This is a genomic window from Aeromonas australiensis (assembly GCF_000819725.1).
Lineage (GTDB): Bacteria > Pseudomonadota > Gammaproteobacteria > Enterobacterales > Aeromonadaceae > Aeromonas > Aeromonas australiensis.
Genome location: NZ_CDDH01000089.1, coordinates 1 through 19,749 on the forward strand (window position 1 = coordinate 1; position 19,749 = coordinate 19,749).

Below are 19,749 nucleotides of genomic sequence, written 5' to 3' on the forward strand. Positions count from 1 at the left end.
GCCTCGGCGTTGAAGTCAATGTCGCCTTGCGGTGTAACCGTCAGGGTCAAGGTTGATGTGACCACGTCCGTGCCATCGGTAACCACGTAACTCACCGTAGGTACGGCACCGGAATAATCAGGAGCTGGGGTGAAGGTAAAAGTTCCATCACTGTTGATGATCAATGTACCAATGCCAGTCAGAGTCGACGATACGCCGGCAGGTACCTCTATGTTGCTCCCCCAGCTGTAACTGATAATTGACGCTGCCTGCGGACCATCCGGGTTGGTACTGTTTGCCAGTAGATCGCCGCTTGCAAAACTATCTTCATCAAGCGAAATGACCTCGCTTTCATCTAGCAGGATATTCTCCAGCGGCTCTGGTTCCAGCGGCTCTAGTTCCAGAAGAGGCTCAGCCGCTTGTTCAGTATTAATAAACGGCTCTGACTGATAAGTTGTATCAAAACCGGCTTCAGCAATGGTCTCATCACCAGTGCGATCTATGGTGACAAAACCACCGTTACCACTGGCGCCAGCCACACCACCAATCCCCCCCCCACCAGCGGCTGGTGCACCACCGGCTGCCGATGCCTCAAAGTTTTGGGTCGGGTCAATGCCCTGCAGGATGGACTCTTGCAAGGCGGCAATATCTGGAGAACTGGCCAGCGCATCACTGGATACTGGCGACTGTCCTGGCATGGGCACATCAGGAGTGCGGCCCTCTGACCCAGCCGTATTGGGGGTTTCGTTATAAGGGCTCAGCGCCAACCTGGCATCATCGGGAATAGAGAGTCTGACGCCTGGCTGCAATACATCGCCCTGCTGCACAGGACGGCTCCCGCCGTCTGCAAGAACAACCTGAACATTACCTTCAACAGATGAGACCACTACCGCCTTGTCAATGATTTGGGTACGCATATCCATTGCTCCAACGTGACAGATCTTGATGCCTACACCTTAGAAGAGCGCAAACTGCATATCCGTTGCAAAAATGTGCAATATTCCAGACAAACAAAGGAGTTTACATGCAAAAAATCGAAACGTTTTTTTATGCTTATTAATCAAAGCATTGAGGTGGCACCAAAAGGGTCTATATTCTTTTTTGCCACAAAAAGTCAACAATTAATTTCAAATTGACATAAAAAAAGCCCCTTTTGGGGCTTTCATGAAGCATGAGAAATCTCATGACAAGGAGAAGGCTGGGTGAACAAAACCCTGATAACCATCAATGTGCAACTTCGAAAGCAGATCAACCTGATGCTGATCTTCGACACGAGTTGCAATGGTGATCACACCTGCATTGTGTGCCGCTCGGCACACTGCAGCAAGGAAGGAGGTGTCCGCTCCTGGTTCCATTACTTGACTGGTGTAGCCATGATCCACCTTGACGTAAGCAGGAGCCAGCTCTTCCAAGTAACCCAGCGACTGGAAGTGGCGGCCATAATGATCAACCCCCCACTGGAAGCCATGAGCTTGCAAAGTACCCACCAGCGCAGCCACGTTGTCTTTATGCTTCATGATGGCCGCTTCAGGTATTTCGAATAGCAGCCGATCTTTCAGCTCGGCATGCTCGGCCAAATAGCGTCTCAACCAGGTTAAAAATTCATCTGAGCAGAGCGAGCCAGCAGTAATGTTGATCGCAAGCACCAGATCAGAGTGTTGTTGCAATAAAGGAACGCAAGCATCAAGCACCGCCTGATCAAACTCACCACCCAGCTTGAACTGTTCAATTGCAGGCAGGAACTGACCGGCAAAATAATCGGTGCCATCGCGGGAGATAGATGCAAACAGCTCGGCATGTAATCTGGCGCCATTATCAAAACGGCAAGCAGGTTGGGCTTTGAAACGCCAAAGCTGTCTTGAGATGGCATCGTGCACCAGGTCACGCCAAGCCAACCGCCCCATCAGCCCCTGGTCGGTTCCCCCTTCCATGACCACAGAACCACGTCGTTCATTACGTGCCTTGCCCAAGGCGTTATCAGCCTTGGTCAACAAGGCGGATAGATCATCATTACCATCACGGCCAGCAATACCAATGACGGAGAGGGCACTCCCCTCATCCATAGGATTGACCACCAGATCGGCAATACGGGCATTGATACCTTCTGCCAACTCTTTGAGCTGGGTCAGATCATCCGTCGGACACAACAAGGCATATTCAGTGGCTGAAATCCGTGCAAGAGCAGAACCATCCCAACCTTTCAGCATCTCTTTGAGAGTCTGAGCAATCGACTTGACCATGTTGTCACGTGCGGCGAAACCCTCTTCACGATAGAGATCCTCCAGCATGTCCACCGCTACCAACATCACGCCACCTTGTCCTGCCTCAGCCAGCCATGCATTGACTTGACCGACAAAATAGGCGCGGTTGCCCAGTCCTGATACCGCATCGACATATACCCGTTCACGCAATTTCTCAGCTTCATCAGCCTGCTCTTTGAATTGCAATGCCAGCTTGTTTGACAAGGTATTGATTGCCTGTACAACCTGCTTAAGCTCATGGGTTCTTGGCTCTGGTATGGCGTGACCGAAATGATGCAGTTCAATCTCGACAGCTTGTTCGCATATTTGTTTGAGTGGCTTGAGGAGATAATTCAAAGCCCTCATCAAGAGAATAACGGTGATCAGGAAACCAACCAGAAACCAGCTAGCGAGCTCACTCATACCTCGCCACAGCTCAAAATAAGCTTGGCCAGAATGACCTACCACTTTCAATTTGCCCAGCTGCAGCCAGCCGGATGTCAAGATTGACTCATTGGAGACCTCAGGGAACAAGCCAAGATTGATGAACCATTGGGGCACTCCCTGGATGCGGTTGGTATTCTCCTGCTCGATGGCATCTTTGGATGCCAGCAAATCCAGCCGGACCAATCTGTAGTACCCGCCATCAAAGACCGCCTGAATGACAGATTCCGCCCCCACCTTGTCGCCATTCTCCAGATATGGCGTGAGTGCCAACCCCAGCGACGTCGCTGTGTTGATCACTGTGGTCTCCTGTTGTTGGGCCAGGTAGCTACGGGTCGAATTGAACTGTACCCAATAAGTGGCCGCAAACAACAAGCCGAACAGAAGCAACATGGTAGCTAATAACTGTCTGTAGAGCGTCATAGGTTAATCATCCAAATTCACCGCAGGCCGAGCCAATCGCCCTGACGTCATGCGATTGCGTAAATCAGTCCATAATCCCAAGCGGGATGATTGCCCGGCCAGTTCCCCTTGACCACGAGCCTTCATCAACCACAGGTGACTACCGTTAAAGCTATAAATCGGCACCAGATCGCGGCGCTGGGTCGCAGGTCGGATGGAGCCAATCAGGTTGTCTAAGATAACGGGGACCGAAGAGGGGGTTTCATAATAAGCAACAACCATATGAAACTGGTTGTAATCCAATGCCTTGACATAGACCATCCGCATTTTTTCATCCGGAATGCCAAGCTCGAGCAGAGTAAAATATTTAGCGATACTAAAATCTTCACAATCTCCCCCAGCGGCGCCGAGGAATTCCAGCGGAGTTGCCCAATAATCTTTCTTGCGCCACAGTTTGATGTCATCAATAAAACGCATCTGATTAAAAAAGTGATTCACCCGTTCGAGTTTTTTAGTCTCGCTCAGTGGCCGCCCCTTCGTCTCCATAACCATCATACGCCAACTGGTTACACGCTTGCCGGCTCTGGCACCATAAGTCTCCTGGGCGCGTTGTACCAATTTGAGGTCCTCGGAGGTCAGAGGTTGGCTGGCGGAGATCAACAGCGGCAGCGATACCAGCACAGCCCAAAATAGCCAGCGCAAGCGCCGCCAGAGGAATACTCCGAAGGTTACCTCGTCATGACTACGCGCTTGGCACCACTTCGTCATATCCACTCTGTTGATACCCAATGACTATCATTGCTCATACCGAGATATGGCAGACAAACAAGGGATGGCAGCAACCAGCTGGCCCCCATCCCTTTCCATCGCATCAAACCTGATGCGAAGAGCGTTAGCGCTTGGCTTGCCACTCGACGGGTTGCTGCACGTTGAACGCGTTGAGCAAACTACCGGTGGCATTGAGGATGCGATAGTCCGCCAGCAGCGCATCGTACTCGGCCGTGATGTAGCTTCGGCGAGCTTCAAACAGTTCGTTCTCGGTGTTCAATACGTCCAGCAATGTCCGTTGACCCAAACCAAACTGCTTCTTGTATGCCTGTACGGTGTCGTAGCTCGCATCAACGTGCTCTTTCAGGAAGGTCTTCTGCTTGGCCAGCGACTCTTTCGCGTTCCAGGCCAGACGAGTACCTTCCTCCACTTGGCGGAACGCATTCAGATGAATATCTTTGGCCTGTGAGTAAAGGGCAGAGGTTGCCTTGCTATTCGCCAGATCCGAGCCACCGCGGAACAGGTTATAACGCATCCGCACCATCGCGGTCAGGTCATCATTTCGTCCACGTTGGCCATCAATATCCTCATTCCAGTTTTGATCAACTTCAAAGGCTACGTTGGGGTAGAAGCCAGATTTGGACCCTTCATGCTGATACTTGGCCGCTTCAATATCTTGCAGAGAAGAGAGCAGTGTCGGATGCGCTTCGGTCGCCGTTTTCAGGGCACTATCGAGACTTACCGGGATCAGTTCCACATTGGGCACAGGTTGCACCAAATCTTTTGGCATCTCGTTCACGACACGAATAAACGCACTCTCTGCATCGCGGTAGTTGTTCTCCGCAGCAGCCTGATTCGAGTAAGCCCTGGCAACACGACCATCTATCTGGGTCTGATCAGCTGTCGACCCCAAACCCGAGTCGGTCCGTTTACGAATATCGCTGCGGATCTGCTCATGAGTTTCCAGATTCTGTTTGGATAACTCCAGAATCTCCTGTTGACGCAGCATGTTGAGGTAGACCTCAGCCACACGCAGCGCGGTGTTCTCTGCTTCGGAGATCATCGCCAGACGCTGAGCGTTAGCTTCAGCTTCGGTTCTGGAGACGTTGTTGCTGACATCAAAGCCATCAAACAACATTTGCCGCAGACTGAGACCAGCCTCTTTACGCGTCAGAGAATCGTCAATATCGAGCCCTCCCCGACGAGTCGAAGGGCTGTCCGTTTTTTCATAGCCTACGCCGCCACGCAGATCGATCGTAGGATAATAGCCACCCTTGGCTCCATCATGTTGATGAAGTCGTGCCTGATAAAGATCAAACGCTTCCTTGATCTTGGGATGCGTTGCGAGTGTCTGTGCCACCGACTCTTCCAGAGTCTGGGCCTGCCCCAAGCTCGGGAACAGGGCTATGCCACTGACCAGCATGGCAACAATCGTCTTTTTCATGTTATCTCCCGTCATGTTTTATTTGAGATTGTTGGCTTATCGTTCTCTCAGTGCCGACTGCTTTGCCCGTAAAATTGGCTTAAGCAAATAGTCTAGGACACTTTTTTTACCAGTAATAATATCTGCACTGGCTAACATACCGGGGATGATGGGAAGTGCGTTAAGCTCATCGCCCAAGTAACTCTTATCAGTCCGAACCCGAACCAGGTAAAAGGAGTTTCCCTCCTCATCCTGGATCGAGTCAGCACTTATCTGTTCAACCTTGCCATGTAATCCTCCATAAATGGTAAAGTCATAGGCGCTAATCTTGACGATGGCATCAAGCCCGGGGCGCAGGAAGGCGATATCTTTCGGTGACACCTTGGCTTCAACCAACAAGGTATCCTCCAACGGTACAATTTCCATCAAATCCATACCGGGCTGCACCACACCGCCCAAGGTGTTGATTTTAAGCTTCTTGATGGTGCCCTTGAGCGGTGCAATCACGCTGGTGCGGTCAACCCTGTCTCGCAAACCAACCTGCCCTTCTGACAACTGGCCAAGGCGCCCCTGCTTCTCATTCAGCTCAGTCTGAGAATCGGCGCGGAATTTCAACGCAATATCGTTACGCTTGAAGATGGTCTCACGCAGCACCGAATTTAGTTTGGGAATGAGCAGGCGATTGCTCTCCAGCTCCCCCTGCATCTCGTTGACCTGCCGCTCCAGTTTGATTAGCTCAACATGAGGCACGATCCCTTCTTTGGCCAGCGGGCGAGTGATATTCAGCTCTTGTTTAGCCAGCTCCACACTGCGGTTCACGGTGCGAATTTTGGCATTCAATTCGATCAGCTCCTGCTCTTTCTGTTCGATCTGCTGACCAAGAATATAGAGCTGGTTCTTCAGATTATTCAGACGATCCCGCAGCACCGAGCGTTCACGGTTGGCATATTCGGCAAAGACGGTTTCATAGCCATCGGGAAACTGGATGGGGGCCTCTTCTACCATCACCTGTTCACGCCACCCCAACGCAGGGTCGTTTTTAACCTTGACACTGGCCATCTCGGCCTTTAACCGAACGCTGACCCCTTTCAAAGTAACGAGCTCCTGCTCTCGCTCACGAAAATCGGAGCGAAATCGGGTGTCATCGATACGCAGCAACGGCTGCCCTTTTTCAACGATGTCACCCTCTTTGACGAAAATCTCTCTGATGATCCCCCCTTCGAGGTTCTGGATCACCTGCAACTGGCGGGACGGAATAACCTTACCCTGCCCCACGGTGACTTCATCGAGCTCAGCCCAGGCAGCCCATACAATGGCACTCATAAAAAAGAGGAAGCAGCACCATAGCAGAATGCGGGCGCTGGTCGGTGTGGTCAGCAACACGGCAGCTGCACCATCATCGACAAACTCCAGGTGCTCAGGTGCTGGCAATACATCGTCAGCGGATCTCTTGCCGAAACGGCCAAGCAATCCTTTAGCCATGGGAGACCTCCTGCACGCGCACCTTACCCTCTTTTAGTTGCTGCAATACCTGTTCTTTCGGCCCATCCGCCACTATCTGCCCCTGCTCGATAACGATCACTCGCGATGCCACATCCAGCATCGAGGTTTTGTGGGTGATGAGGATCAAGGTGGTTTCAGGGCCAAGGCGAGCCAGCTCCTGCTTGACCTGCATCTCGGACTGGTTGTCCATGTTGGAGGTGGGTTCATCCATCACCAGAATAGGGGGATCATTGAGCAAGGCGCGTGCTAACAAGATCGCCTGACGCTGGCCACCAGAGAGCTGACGGCCCCCCTCCCCGATCTGCCGATCGAGGCCATTGGGGTCTCTGTTGGTAAAGTGGGTGACACCGGCTCGCTTGGCGGCACGCAATACTCTCACATCATCCACCAGCGGATTGCCCAGCATGATGTTGTCCCGTACCGAGCCAAAAAAGAGAATGACATCTTGCGGGACACAGCCGATATTGCGGCGGATCACCGCAGGTGGCAGTTGATCGAGTTCAAAACCGTCAATACGTACCGAACCATCGGTCGGGCGGTATAGCCCCATCAACAGCTTCTCAAGGGTCGTTTTGCCCGCCCCAATCCGGCCAATAATCGCCACTTTCTCGCCCGGCTGGATCCGTAAATTAATGTGGTGCAGGGTACTGGTTTCCATACCCGGATATTTGAACGAGACATTCTCGAACTCGATACGCCCGGAGATCACCGGATGGTGGATGTACTGCTTACCCTCCTCTTGCTCTCCGGGGGTCTGCATGATCTTGTCGAGGATCTCCAGTGCCGACTTGGCCTGGTTGTAACGGGTTGACAGCACAGAGAGTTGCACCATGGGCGCAATGGCCCGGCTCGACAACATCACTGCGGCAATCATGCCACCCATAGTGACCAACCCTTCTGATATCTGATAGACACCGACGATCACCAGCCCCACGGTCACCATCTGCTGGATGTAACTGGCCAGCGATGACATGGAGTTGGTAATACGGCGGGTCTGCACGCCCCAGGTAGAGATATGGGAGACGGCCTGTTCCCAGCGATGCTGGAACAAGCTCTCTGCACCGAAGATCTTGACGGTTTCCAGACCGGAAATGCTTTCTATCAGATTGGCATTTTTCTGGGATGCCAGGCGAGAGCCCTCTTCAATCGACTTCTTGAGCGGCTCCTGAATATAGAAGCTATAGACGATGAGGATCAGCATGGCCACGATAGGCACCACCACCATCACGCCAGCAAACATCCAGATAATAAACAGAAAGAAGATGGCAAAAGGCAGGTCGATCAAGGTCGAGACAGTCGCGGAAGTGAAAAACTCCCGCACCGATTCAAATTCCTGCAGATGTTTGGCGAAAGCGCCGGTTGAGGCAGGGCGAGATTCCATTCGCATCCCCATCACCTTGGCAAAAATCTTGGCCGAGAGCAGGACATCGGACTTTTTACCGGCGATGTCGATAAAGTAACTGCGCAACTGCCGCATCACAAAATCGAAGGTAAAGACCACCATGGCGCCAACTGCCAGTACCCAGAGCGAGTCAAAGGCTAGATTGGGCACAATCTTGTCATAGACGTTCATGGTGAAGAGGGGGCTGGCGACGGCAAACAGGTTGATCAGAATGGAGGCAATCAACACATCGCGATAGATGCCGCGCGACTCAAGCAGTGTACTCCAGAACCAGTGACCATCACGGGTCTCCAGCACCTTGGGAGAGCGCTCATCAAATTTGAACTGCTTCTTCACGTAGAAGAGGCGCCCCAGATACTCATCCCCCAACTGGGCAACCGTTAGCCATTGGGCGGCATCACCGGCCTGAGGGAAGATAACTTTCCCTTGGCTGCGCTCTTCATTCCACTCCAGCAAGATGCAGGCACCACCATTGCGCATTTGCAGAACACAAGGCAGCAGCAGAGAAGAAACGTGTTCCAAAGGTTGGATCACTTCACGGGCAGATAACCCGCCCCGCTCGGCAGCGCGGCAAAACAGGGCTGTCGTCAGACGCCCGGAGACCAGTGGCAACCCGGTCGTCAGGGCATCCTGACTGTTGGGCACACCATAGAAGCGAGTCAGGAATACCAGACACTCCAATAACTCATCAATACGACTTGTTTCTGCTTGCATAGCATCCTGTCACTGCATAAATGAGGTAGACACAAGCGTTCATCGCTTATACTTTCCTGCTATCGCCACGCTAAAAGCGAGTGGCTTCCCCGCTGATGAGCCTGCTCAAGAGATAAACCTGTCCAGATAGATCGCGACACTCATCCCCAATTTCCCGGCACAGCAGCAATGGCGGCATGATTCGTTATTGGTAAAATAATCGGCTCATCAACACCATGCTAACACTGCAATCAGGGGGAATATCAGCGTTAATTGATAATGACATTTATTATTGCGCACCACTATATCAATCGGCACGTAGCAAAACTATAGTGCAGGGTATGAAGTTTTTATATAACCCTATGTTTTACGTAACAATAGTAATCATAAACTCAATGATAGGTCAGGAAGTATAAAGGGTCTTCCCAAGGCATGACCTTGCGGGCCTTTCAATGAAAGTGCTTTGGCAATATCCGCCATCGCTGTCCAGCGATTTTCACACCAGGCTGGCGCCAACAGAGTTGGACGGCGCGCCGATGCCGAAATCCGGTGATACACCACCTCGGGGGGCGTGTGCTGGATCATGGCAACGGCCGCTTCCACATACTGCTCCAGCGTCAATACCTCCAGCCGCCCCGCCTGCCACGCCTTGCCGAGGGTGCTGCCCTCTACCACATGAAGCGGATGCAGCTTGATCCCCTCCACCCCGGTCTCAACGATACGATGCAGGGTATCGAGGCTATCCATCGGCACCTCGCCCGGCAGACCCACAATCAAATGGGCACACACCTTGATGCCGCGCTGATGGGCACGTCTTACCGCATCCTCATAAGCGGCATAGCCGTGGCCACGATTGATCCGTTGCAGGGTCTTGTCATTGGCACTTTGCAGCCCGAGCTCCAGCCATACCTCGTAACCCCGGGCCTGATAGCCTGCCAGCAGATCCAGCACCGCATCCGGCACGCAATCGGGACGAGTGCCGACACAGAGTCCCACCATATCGCTCACCGACAGCGCCTCTTCATACATCCGCTGCAAATACTCAACCTCGGCATAGGTGCTGGTGTAAGCCTGAAAATAAGCGAGATAACGCTTGGCGCGGGTCACTTCATCCCGCCTGGCCAGCAGTTGTTGCACCACGGAGAGTTGCTGGGCCGACTCGTCAGCAAAGGAGGAGACATTGCAGAAGGTACAGCCACCGCGGCCCAGGGTGCCGTCCCGGTTTGGACAGGTGAAGGCACCGTGGATGGATAGTTTGTGGATCTTCTGACCATGACGCTGCTTGAGATCCTGACCGAATGTATTGACGAGTTCGTGTAACTGCATGGCACCTCCGCTAAAGGAGCGCCATTGTACGAGCTTGCGCAAAATAGGGGCTGAGCTGGATCAAGCTAGCGGAGGGGATAAACATATAAATATCCGGCCAGTTTTGAATAAATATAGAGAAAAGGCGCAAAAAACAGATTTTCGCATCTATTTGACAATTCCAATAGTAAACGTCCACATGAAAATGAGACCTGATAACTTACTGTTGAGAAATGAAAAATTCAAAGAGACCCGACAGTACACAATTGCAAGTCTGCGATATTGAAAATGTGATCGCTTCCGCTGTCGGCAAGATCGGGTTGGTAAAATTACTACATTCCTCCCCGATCGCCAGGCTCACCATTGAAGCTCACAATATCAATACATTTAACCATCAAGAGTGATTTTTTCGAAATAATCACACAGCAAAAACCAATCAAACCCTGCGATTCGACATTTTGTTATGCGAATGTAACCACGCAGGCGAACCAGGCCTGCGATTGACCTTGTTAAAAAATCCCTTTAGTTTGGAGATTCGCCACCTCAGGCGGACGGAACCACAAGAGCCAATCGCATTTTATGCAGTCAGGAGATGACTGTGCGATACAAGGCCGAGCAAGGGAGAAATGCAATGTCACTTTATGATCCAAAGCTGGAGAGGGATAACTGTGGCTTCGGCCTGTTGGCCCACATGGAAGGGGAAGCCAGCCACAAGCTTGTTCGTCTCGCGATGTCAGCATTGGCTCGCATGCAGCACCGCGGCGGGATCTCTGCCGATGGCAAGACCGGCGACGGCTGCGGTCTGTTGCTGCAAAAACCGGACAGCTTTTTCAGAGCCGTCGCAGAAGAGAAGGGGTGGCATCTTGGCCGTAATTACGCGGTTGGCATGCTGTTTCTCAACCCTGACCCCGTATTGGCCCAGCAGACTCGTGACATCATCGACGAGGAGCTGGAAAAAGAGACCCTGAGCCTGGTCGGCTGGCGCAAGGTGCCGGTCGATACCAACGTGCTCGGCTCCATTGCCAAAGCCTCCCTGCCCAGCATTGAACAGGTCTTTGTCAACGCCCCGCCCGGCTGGGTTGACAAGGATCTCGAGCGCCGCCTCTATATCGTGCGTCGCCGCATCGAAAAGCGCGTCAACGACGACTACTTCTATGTGGTCAGCCTCTCCAACCTGGTCACCGTCTATAAAGGGCTGTGCATGCCGGTGGACTTGCCGCGCTTCTATCTGGATCTCGCCGACATCCGTATGCAGGCGGCCATCTGCGTCTTCCACCAGCGCTTCTCCACCAACACCAGCCCGCGCTGGCCGCTGGCCCAGCCGTTCCGCTATCTGGCCCACAACGGCGAGATCAACACCATCGCCGGCAACCGCCAGTGGGCCAAGGCGCGCAGCTACAAGTTTGCGACGCCGCTGATCCCCGATTTGCAGGAAGCAGCCCCCTTCGTCAATACCACAGGGTCGGACTCTTCCAGCCTCGACAACATGCTGGATCTCTTCCTCGCCGGTGGCATGGATCTGTTCCGCGCCATGCGTCTGCTGATCCCGCCTGCATGGCAAAAACACCCGAACATGGATGACGATCTGCGCGCCTTCTACGACTTCAACTCCATGCACATGGAGCCGTGGGATGGCCCCGCCGGTATCGTCATGACCGATGGCCGCTACGCCACCTGCGCACTAGATCGCAACGGCCTGCGTCCGGCCCGCTACGTCATCACCAAGGACAAGTTCATCACCCTCGCCTCCGAAGTGGGTACCTGGGACTACACCCCGGACGAAGTGCTGGAGAAGGGCCGGGTTGGCCCGGGCGAGCTGTTCGTGGTGGATACCAGTAACGGCAAGGTGTGGACCAGCTTCGAGATCGATGACGATCTCAAGAACCGCCACACCTACAAGCAGTGGATGGACAAGCACTGCACCCGACTGGTCCCCTTCGAGCAGATGGACGACAGCCAGACCGGTAGCCGCGAATTTGCCGACGACCAGCTGAAAACCTATCAGAAGCTGTTTGGCTACTCCTTCGAGGAGCTGGATCAGATCATCCGGGTTCTCGGTGAAAATGGTCAGGAAGCGGTGGGCTCCATGGGGGATGACACCCCGATGGCAGTGCTCTCCTGTGGCCCGCGCACCCTCTATGACTACTTCCGCCAGATGTTTGCCCAGGTGACCAACCCGCCCATCGACCCATTGCGGGAAAACCACGTGATGTCGCTGGCCACCTGTATCGGCCGCGAGCAGAACGTCTTCAACGAGACCTTCGGCCACGCCCACCGGGTGCTGTTCCAGTCGCCGATCCTGCTCTACTCCGACTTCCACCAGCTGCTGGCACTGGAAGGGGAGTACTACCGTCATCAGGTGATCAGCCTCAACTTCAAACCCGAAGAGGGGCTGGAAGCGGCCATCCTGCGCATCTGTGAAGAGGCAAAAACAGCCGCCCAAGGCGGTACAGTGCTGCTGGTGCTGTCGGATCGCGATATCAGCGCAGACACCCTGCCGATCCCGGCCGCCATGGCTGTGGGTGCAGTGCAACGCACCCTGGTGGACAACAACCTGCGCTGCGACGCCAACATTCTGGTAGAGACCGCAAGCTGCCGCGACCCCCATCACTTCGCCGTGCTGCTCGGCTTTGGCGCGACCGCCATCTACCCCTATCTCGCCTACGAAACCCTGGCCAAACAGGTTGAAGAGGGGGTCTTGGTCATGTCTCTGCGTCAGGCCATGATCAACTACCGCAACGGCATCAACAAGGGGCTCTACAAGGTGATGTCCAAGATGGGCATCAGCACGGTCGCCAGCTATCGCTGCTCCCAGCTGTTTGAAGCGGTCGGTCTGGCCAAAGCTGTGGTCGAGACCTGTTTCCGTGGCGTCTCCAGCCGTATTGAAGGGGCGGATTTTAGCGATATCCAGCAGGATCAGTACAATCTGGCCCGTCAGGCCTGGCTGGCGCGCAAGCCCCTCCCCCACGGCGGCCTGCTCAAGTTCGTCCACGGCGGCGAGTACCACACCTACAACCCGGACGTGGTGCAGACCCTGCAAACCGCGGTGCGCTCCGGCAGCTATGCCGATTACAAGGAGTACGCCCGTCTGGTGAACGAGCGCCCGGTGGCCACTCTGCGCGATCTGCTGGCGCTGAAGAAGGTCGACAATCCGGTCGCGCTGGATCAGGTTGAGCCGGCCGACAAGCTGTTCCCCCGCTTCGACTCCGCCGCCATGTCCATCGGCGCCCTCGGCCCCGAGGCCCACGAGGCACTGGCTGTCGCCATGAACCGCCTCGGCGGTCAGAGTAACTCCGGCGAAGGGGGCGAAGATCCCAAGCGTTTCGGAACCGAGAAGAACTCCCGCATCAAGCAGGTGGCTTCCGGTCGCTTTGGCGTCACCCCCCACTACCTGATGAACGCCGATGTAGTGCAGATCAAGGTGGCTCAAGGCGCCAAGCCCGGCGAGGGTGGCCAACTGCCCGGTGACAAGGTCACCGCCCAGATCGCCAAGCTGCGCTACTCCGTGCCCGGCGTGACCCTGATCTCGCCGCCGCCGCACCACGACATCTACTCCATCGAGGATCTGGCCCAGCTCATCTTCGACATCAAGCAGATCAACCCGAGCTGTCTGGTGTCGGTGAAACTGGTCTCCGAGCCTGGCGTCGGCACCATCGCCTGCGGTGTGGCCAAGGCCTATGCCGACTTCATCACCATCTCCGGCTATGACGGAGGTACCGGCGCAAGCCCCCTCACCTCGGTCAAATATGCCGGCTCCCCGTGGGAGCTGGGTCTGGCCGAGACCCAACAGGCGCTGGTCGCCAACGGCCTGCGCCACAAGGTGCGGCTGCAGGTGGATGGCGGCCTCAAGACCGGGCTCGATATCATCAAGGCGGCCATCCTCGGCGCCGAGAGCTTCGGCTTTGGCACCGGCCCCATGGTGGCGCTCGGTTGCAAATACCTGCGGATCTGCCACCTGAACAACTGCGCCACCGGCGTTGCCACTCAGGATGAGAAGCTGCGTCGCGAGCACTTCACCGGCCTGCCGGAGATGGTGATGAACTACTTCAAGTTCATCGCCGAAGAGACCCGCGAGCTGATGGCCGAGCTTGGCGTCACCCAGCTGACCGACCTGATTGGCCGTACCGATCTGCTGGAAGCCCTGCCCGGCCTCACCGCCCGTCAGGCCAAGCTGGATCTCTGTGGCATTCTGGCCCGTCCGGTGGCGCCGGCAGGCTCCAGCCTGTTTAGTCAGCAGCACAACCCCACCTTCGACAAGGGGCCGCTCAACCTGAAAATGGTGGAGGATCTGCTGGAGGCGGTGGAAACCTCAAGCGGCGGCGAGTTCCGCTACGACATTCGCAACACCGACCGCTCGGTGGGGGCGCGCCTCTCGGGCGAAATCGTCAAACGTCACGGCAATCAGGGGATGGCAGCAGATCCGGTCAAGGTGCACTTCAACGGCACCGCAGGCCAGAGCTTCGGCGTCTGGAACGCAGGTGGCCTCGAGATGATCCTCACTGGTGACGCCAACGACTATGTGGGCAAGGGGATGACTGGCGGCAAGCTGGTGATCAAGCCCCATGTCGGCGTGGCGTTCAAATCCCATGAAGCGGCCATCATCGGCAACACCTGCCTCTACGGCGCCACCGGCGGCAAACTCTACGCCGCGGGCACTGCCGGCGAGCGTTTCGCGGTGCGCAACTCCGGCGCCCTGGCGGTAGTCGAGGGGATTGGCGACAACGGCTGTGAATACATGACCGGTGGCATCGTCACCGTACTGGGTCAGACCGGTGTCAACTTCGCGGCGGGTATGACCGGCGGCTTTGCCTACGTGCTGGACGAGTGCGGCAACTTTGCCAAGCGCACTAACCCCGAGCTGGTGGAACTGCTGGAGGTGGCGACACTCGCCATCCATCAGGAGCACCTGCGCGGCATCATCACGGCGCACCTCAATGAGACAGGTAGCTCCCGCGCCGAGGAGATCCTGGCCAACTTCGACGCCTATGTGCCCAAGTTCAGGCTGATCAAACCCAAGTCCAGCGATGTGAAATCGCTGTTGGGTCACACCAGCCGTTCCAGTGCAGAACTCAGAATCCAGGCGCAATAAGGAAGGAACCCTATGAGCCAGAACGTATTTCAGTTTATCGATGTTCAGCGGGTCGACCCGCCCAAGAAGCCGCTCAAGATCCGCAAAATCCAGTTTGTTGAGATCTACGAGTCCTTCAATAAACCGCAGGTAGAGATGCAGTCGGATCGCTGCCTCGAGTGCGGCAACCCCTACTGCGAGTGGAAGTGTCCGGTTCACAACTACATCCCCAACTGGCTGAAACTGGCCAAAGAGGGGCGCATTCTGGAGGCGGTGGAGCTCTCCCACCAGACCAACAGCCTGCCAGAGGTGTGCGGTCGGGTCTGCCCGCAGGATCGCCTGTGCGAGGGAGCCTGCACCCTCAACGACAGATTCGGCGCGGTGACCATCGGCAACATCGAAAAATACATCACCGACAAGGCGTTTGAGATGGGCTGGAAGCCCGATCTCTCGAACGTGGTCAAGACCGGCAAACGGGTCGCCGTCATCGGCGCCGGCCCCGCGGGTCTCGCCTGTGCCGACGTGCTGGCACGCAATGGCGTGACCCCAGTGGTGTTTGACAAGTATCCGGAGATCGGTGGCCTGCTCACTTTCGGCATCCCCTCCTTCAAGCTGGAAAAAGAGGTGATGCAGCGTCGCCGCGAGATCTTCCAGGGGATGGGGGTGGAGTTTCGTCTCGAAACCGAGGTGGGCAAGGACATCACCTTCGCCGATCTGCTCGGCGAGTTCGATGCGATCTTCCTTGGGGTCGGCACCTACAAGTACATGAAGGGCGGCTTTGCCAACGAAGAGGCGCCAGGGGTCTATGATGCCCTGCCCTATCTCATCGCCAACGCCAACCGCTTGCTGGGCTTTGAGAAGGCGCAAGCCGACTATATCGACTTCGCCGGCAAGCAGGTGGTGGTGCTGGGCGGTGGCGATACCGCCATGGACTGCGTGCGTACCGCTATCCGTCAGGGGGCCGCCAAGGTGATCTGCGCCTATCGCCGCGACGAGGAGAACATGCCAGGCTCCAAGCGGGAGGTGAAAAACGCCCGCGAGGAGGGGGTTGAGTTCATGTTCAACCTGCAACCGGTAGCGGTCGAGCTGGATACCAGCGGTCGCACCGTCGGCATCAAGGTGGTGAGCACCAAGCTGGGTGAACCCGATGCCAATGGCCGCCGCAATCCGGTGGTTATCGAGGGCTCCGAGCAGGTGCTGGCCGCCGATGCGGTGGTGATGGCGTTTGGCTTCCAGCCCAACCCCCAGCCCTGGATGGCGGAGTTCGGCATCGAGCTCGACAACCGGGATCGCATCAAGGCCCGCGAACAGGCGGAATATGCCTTCCAGACCAGCAACCCCAAGGTGTTTGCCGGTGGCGATGCGGTACGTGGCTCCGATCTGGTGGTGACCGCCATCTACGAAGGGCGCAAAGCGGCCGAAGGGATCATGGACTATCTGGCGGTCTGATCTGACCGGCCACAGCCGTGATGTTCCCTAACAATCAGCCCCGCCAATGCGGGGCTGATTTTTTGCAGCTACCCACGCCCTACAAACGCACCACCAGCCACTCCCCCTTGCCGACCGGCACCAGCGAGGTGGCAAAGGCCGGATCCTGCCCGACCTCGTTCATCCACTCCACCATCTCGCTGCGATGGGAGATGGCGTTATCAACCACCAGCAAGCCGCGAGGCGCCAGCAGACGGCGGATCTGCGGCCACCATGCCCGGTAGTGCTGGCGATCCGAATCGAGGAAGATGAGTTGATAGCCGGCGTGCGGCAAGGTCGGTAACAGCTCGCCCGCATCCCCTGCCAGCAAGGTTACCCAGGGGGCCAGCCCTGCCCGCTGAAAGTTGTCATGGGCCAGCACGCGCTTATCCTCATCCAGCTCAATGGTGGTGACATGCCCCTCCAGCCGACGCACCGCCTCTGCCAGCCAGAGTGTGGAGTAACCATTGGAGGTCCCGATCTCCAGCACCGCCTGCGCCCCACGGGTCTGCACCAGTACTGACAGCAACTCCCCCGTGTCGCGGGTGATATTGAGCAGCTTGCGCTGGCGTGTCTGCTGCATGCTGTCATTGCGCTCGCCCAGCTGCTCCAGCTGGCGTTTTAACTGTTCCAGTTCCATCGATATCCCTTTCGTCCTTGCCCAAAACCGTTAGCCCACACCTTTGGCTTGGTCTTTGGGAGTCAAATGATTGCTTTCAACCGCCATTCACACCACAAAGGATGAGAAAAGGACAACCATTTGAGGCAGAATTTGTGACGTCTATCTGTTACACTTCGCGCCCGCCATTTTCCGGCTCACTCTCTGACTTGATGTCAGGCGCAGCCGTCGGTGGTTACAACCTCCGTCTCGCTCATGCCGAGCTAACCAAGCCAAACACAGCCCAGCTGGAACACAGGAACCCATTATGAGATTTGAATCGTTCGATTTTGCCCCCGAGATTTTGCGTGCTGTCTCAGATTGCGGTTATCAGGAGATGACCCCTGTGCAGCAACAGGCGATCCCGGCCATTCGCCGTGGCCGCGATGTGCTGGCCAGCGCCCAGACCGGTACCGGCAAGACCGCCGCCTTCGCCCTGCCCATTTTGCAGCGTCTGGTAGACAATCCGGCGCCGGTCCAGCCTTCCAACGCCCGGGTAGTGATCCTCACCCCGACCCGCGAGCTGGCGGCTCAGGTGGCGAGCAACATCAATGACTTCGCCAAGTATCTCGATATCACCACCCTCACCATCGTCGGCGGTGGCAAGCAGGACGTGCAGGCCAAGAAGCTCAAAGCGGGCGCTCACATCATTGTGGCCACCCCGGGCCGGCTGCTGGAGCACCTCACCGCCTGCAACCTCAGCCTCTCCGGCGTCGAGTGTCTGGTGCTGGATGAAGCTGATCGCATTCTCGACATGGGCTTTAGCGCCGATGTGCAGAAGATCCTGCAAGCGGTCAACAAGACCCGTCAAAACCTGCTCTTCTCCGCCACCTTCTCCGAGGCGGTGAAGAAACTGGCCAACCTGATGCTGGACAGACCGCAGATCGTCAGCGTCAACAAACAGAACTCCACCGCCGATACCGTCAGCCACACCGTCTATCCGGTCGAGCAGAAGCGCAAGCGCGAGCTGCTCTCCGAGCTGATTGGCAAGCAGAACTGGCAGCAGGTGCTGGTGTTCGCCAGTACCCGCGAGAGCTGTGATCTGCTGGTCGAGGAGCTGAACCTCGACGGCATCAAGTCCGCCGTGGTCCATGGCGAGAAGGCCCAGGGCAACCGTCGCCGCGCCCTGCGCGAATTCATGGAAGGCAAGGTACGGGTACTGGTGGCCACCGAAGTGGCCGCCCGTGGTCTGGACATTCCGGACCTGGAATACGTGGTCAACTATGATCTGCCGTTCCTGGCGGAAGATTACGTGCACCGCATCGGTCGTACCGGTCGTGCCGGCAAGCGCGGCATGGCCATCTCCTTCGTCAGCCGTGAAGAGGAGCGAACCCTGCTGGAGATCGAGGCCCTGATCGGCCAGAAGATCCGCCGCATCATGGTTCCGGGCTATGAGGTGAGCAGCCGTGACGAGCTGATCAAACAGCTGCAGGAGCGTCGCCGCTTCGGCAAGCGCCCGCAGCGTGAAGATAACGCCGTGGCCCAGGTGATGGCCGAAGCCAAACTGCAGGGTCAGCGCCTCAAGCGTCTGGCCGCCGCCAAGAAGCCCCGCCAGCCGAAATAAGGCGGGCAGTTGCTCTATTGAACCGCAAAGGCGCCACTGGCGCCTTTGCCATCTCTGTCATCGGTGTTGACCGTGGTGGTCAACTCAAGGATTGCTTATGACCGCTCCTACCTACAATCAGGCCCTGCTCGAGATGGCCACCCAGAGCCTGGCCGAACTGGCCCGCACCGCCGAGCAAAAAGCGGGCAAGCGCACTCCGGCCCAAGAGAGCCACTTTCTCTGCACCTGGATGGCCGACTCTCTCAAGGAGAAGCGCTTCTCTCGTCTGGTGATGGAAGATTTGAAGGATTGGGTACAGCTTGGCCGCACCCTGGGCGCGGGTGCCGACCTCAAGGGGTTGCTGGAGCGCATCGCCTGCCAATACCAGTGCGCCATGACCAATCCACAGCAGCTGGGTGCCAAGCTGGCGGCGCTGCTGGATGAGCTCACAGCAGCAGGCTGGCTGGTGTTGACCGAGAGCGAAGTGAACGCCAAGCTGCGCCTGCAATCGGGCGGTCAGCCAAGTCTGGTGGTAAGCCACAGCGAATATGAAGGGCACATCGAGAGCGGTGAGCTTGTCAAACCCCTCACCCTCTATGTGCGCGGTGATGAGAAGGTGCTGGCCGAGGCCGCCTTCAAGCACGGTCTGCTGCTGAGCCAGGGCAACAAGAAAACCACCCTGATCAAGCACCACAAGGCCTACCGGCTGATGCCGGACAACGCCCAACCGGCGCTGGCACTGCTGAGCGAGGCTCGCCAGAGCGCTTGACCCGTAAGTGCAGCAAGAGAAAGCAATAGAAAAAGAAACGGCAGACCCTGCTCAACATGAGGGTCTGCCGTTTTTTCATTGTTAG

At 56.3% G+C, this 19,749-nt stretch carries 12 protein-coding genes; 4 read left to right on the forward strand and 8 right to left on the reverse strand.

Annotated features, from left to right (window positions below; translation table 11 throughout):
- The 7 genes from BN1117_RS15675 to mnmL form a co-directional block, all read right to left on the reverse strand.
- Window positions 1–896 (reverse strand): retention module-containing protein (locus BN1117_RS15675; protein ID WP_244463555.1); only part of this gene is annotated, 896 nt, incomplete at its 3' end.
- A 264-nt stretch (window positions 897–1,160) separates the two neighbouring features.
- Complete coding sequence (locus BN1117_RS15680) at window positions 1,161–3,086, reverse strand: EAL domain-containing protein (protein ID WP_040098876.1); 1,926 nt, start codon at window positions 3,084–3,086, stop codon at window positions 1,161–1,163.
- Between the two features lie 3 nt (window positions 3,087–3,089).
- A complete protein-coding gene (locus tag BN1117_RS15685; RefSeq protein WP_052441541.1) occupies window positions 3,090–3,833 on the reverse strand; it encodes a transglutaminase-like cysteine peptidase in 744 nt (247 codons plus the stop codon).
- A 124-nt stretch (window positions 3,834–3,957) separates the two neighbouring features.
- Window positions 3,958–5,277 (reverse strand): TolC family outer membrane protein, encoded by a 1,320-nt coding sequence (locus BN1117_RS15690; protein WP_040098878.1) that lies wholly within the window; start codon window positions 5,275–5,277, stop codon window positions 3,958–3,960.
- Window positions 5,278–5,313: 36 nt separating this feature from the next.
- Complete coding sequence (locus tag BN1117_RS15695) at window positions 5,314–6,738, reverse strand: HlyD family type I secretion periplasmic adaptor subunit (RefSeq protein ID WP_040098880.1); 1,425 nt, start codon at window positions 6,736–6,738, stop codon at window positions 5,314–5,316.
- Window positions 6,731–8,875, reverse strand: coding sequence for a type I secretion system permease/ATPase (locus BN1117_RS15700; RefSeq protein WP_040098882.1), 2,145 nt, complete (start codon window positions 8,873–8,875; stop codon window positions 6,731–6,733). Before BN1117_RS15700 ends, BN1117_RS15695 begins: the two co-directional genes overlap by 8 nt.
- A 363-nt stretch (window positions 8,876–9,238) precedes the next feature.
- On the reverse strand, window positions 9,239–10,180 hold the full coding sequence (mnmL, locus tag BN1117_RS15705; protein WP_040098883.1) for a tRNA modification radical SAM protein MnmL/YtqA: 942 nt from the start codon (window positions 10,178–10,180) through the stop codon (window positions 9,239–9,241).
- A 610-nt stretch (window positions 10,181–10,790) separates the two neighbouring features.
- Here mnmL and gltB point away from each other — a divergent pair.
- Window positions 10,791–15,248 carry a glutamate synthase large subunit gene (gene gltB, locus BN1117_RS15710; protein ID WP_040098885.1) on the forward strand — a complete coding sequence of 1,486 codons (4,458 nt, stop codon included), beginning with the start codon at window positions 10,791–10,793 and terminating at the stop codon, window positions 15,246–15,248.
- A 12-nt stretch (window positions 15,249–15,260) separates the two neighbouring features.
- Window positions 15,261–16,676 carry an FAD-dependent oxidoreductase gene (locus BN1117_RS15715; protein WP_040098887.1) on the forward strand — a complete coding sequence of 472 codons (1,416 nt, stop codon included), beginning with the start codon at window positions 15,261–15,263 and terminating at the stop codon, window positions 16,674–16,676.
- Window positions 16,677–16,755: 79 nt separating this feature from the next.
- Here the strand turns inward: BN1117_RS15715 and BN1117_RS15720 are convergent, their stop codons facing one another.
- Window positions 16,756–17,334 (reverse strand): O-methyltransferase, encoded by a 579-nt coding sequence (locus BN1117_RS15720; protein ID WP_040098889.1) that lies wholly within the window; start codon window positions 17,332–17,334, stop codon window positions 16,756–16,758.
- Window positions 17,335–17,620: 286 nt separating this feature from the next.
- Between BN1117_RS15720 and BN1117_RS15725 the strand changes: the two genes are divergently transcribed.
- Together BN1117_RS15725 and BN1117_RS15730 are read left to right on the forward strand one after the other, a co-directional pair.
- Window positions 17,621–18,916, forward strand: a complete 1,296-nt coding sequence (locus tag BN1117_RS15725) for a DEAD/DEAH box helicase (protein ID WP_040098891.1) — start codon at window positions 17,621–17,623, stop codon at window positions 18,914–18,916.
- A 97-nt stretch (window positions 18,917–19,013) separates the two neighbouring features.
- Complete coding sequence (locus BN1117_RS15730) at window positions 19,014–19,664, forward strand: DUF2913 family protein (RefSeq protein WP_040098893.1); 651 nt, start codon at window positions 19,014–19,016, stop codon at window positions 19,662–19,664.
- Window positions 19,665–19,749 lie beyond the last annotated feature (85 nt).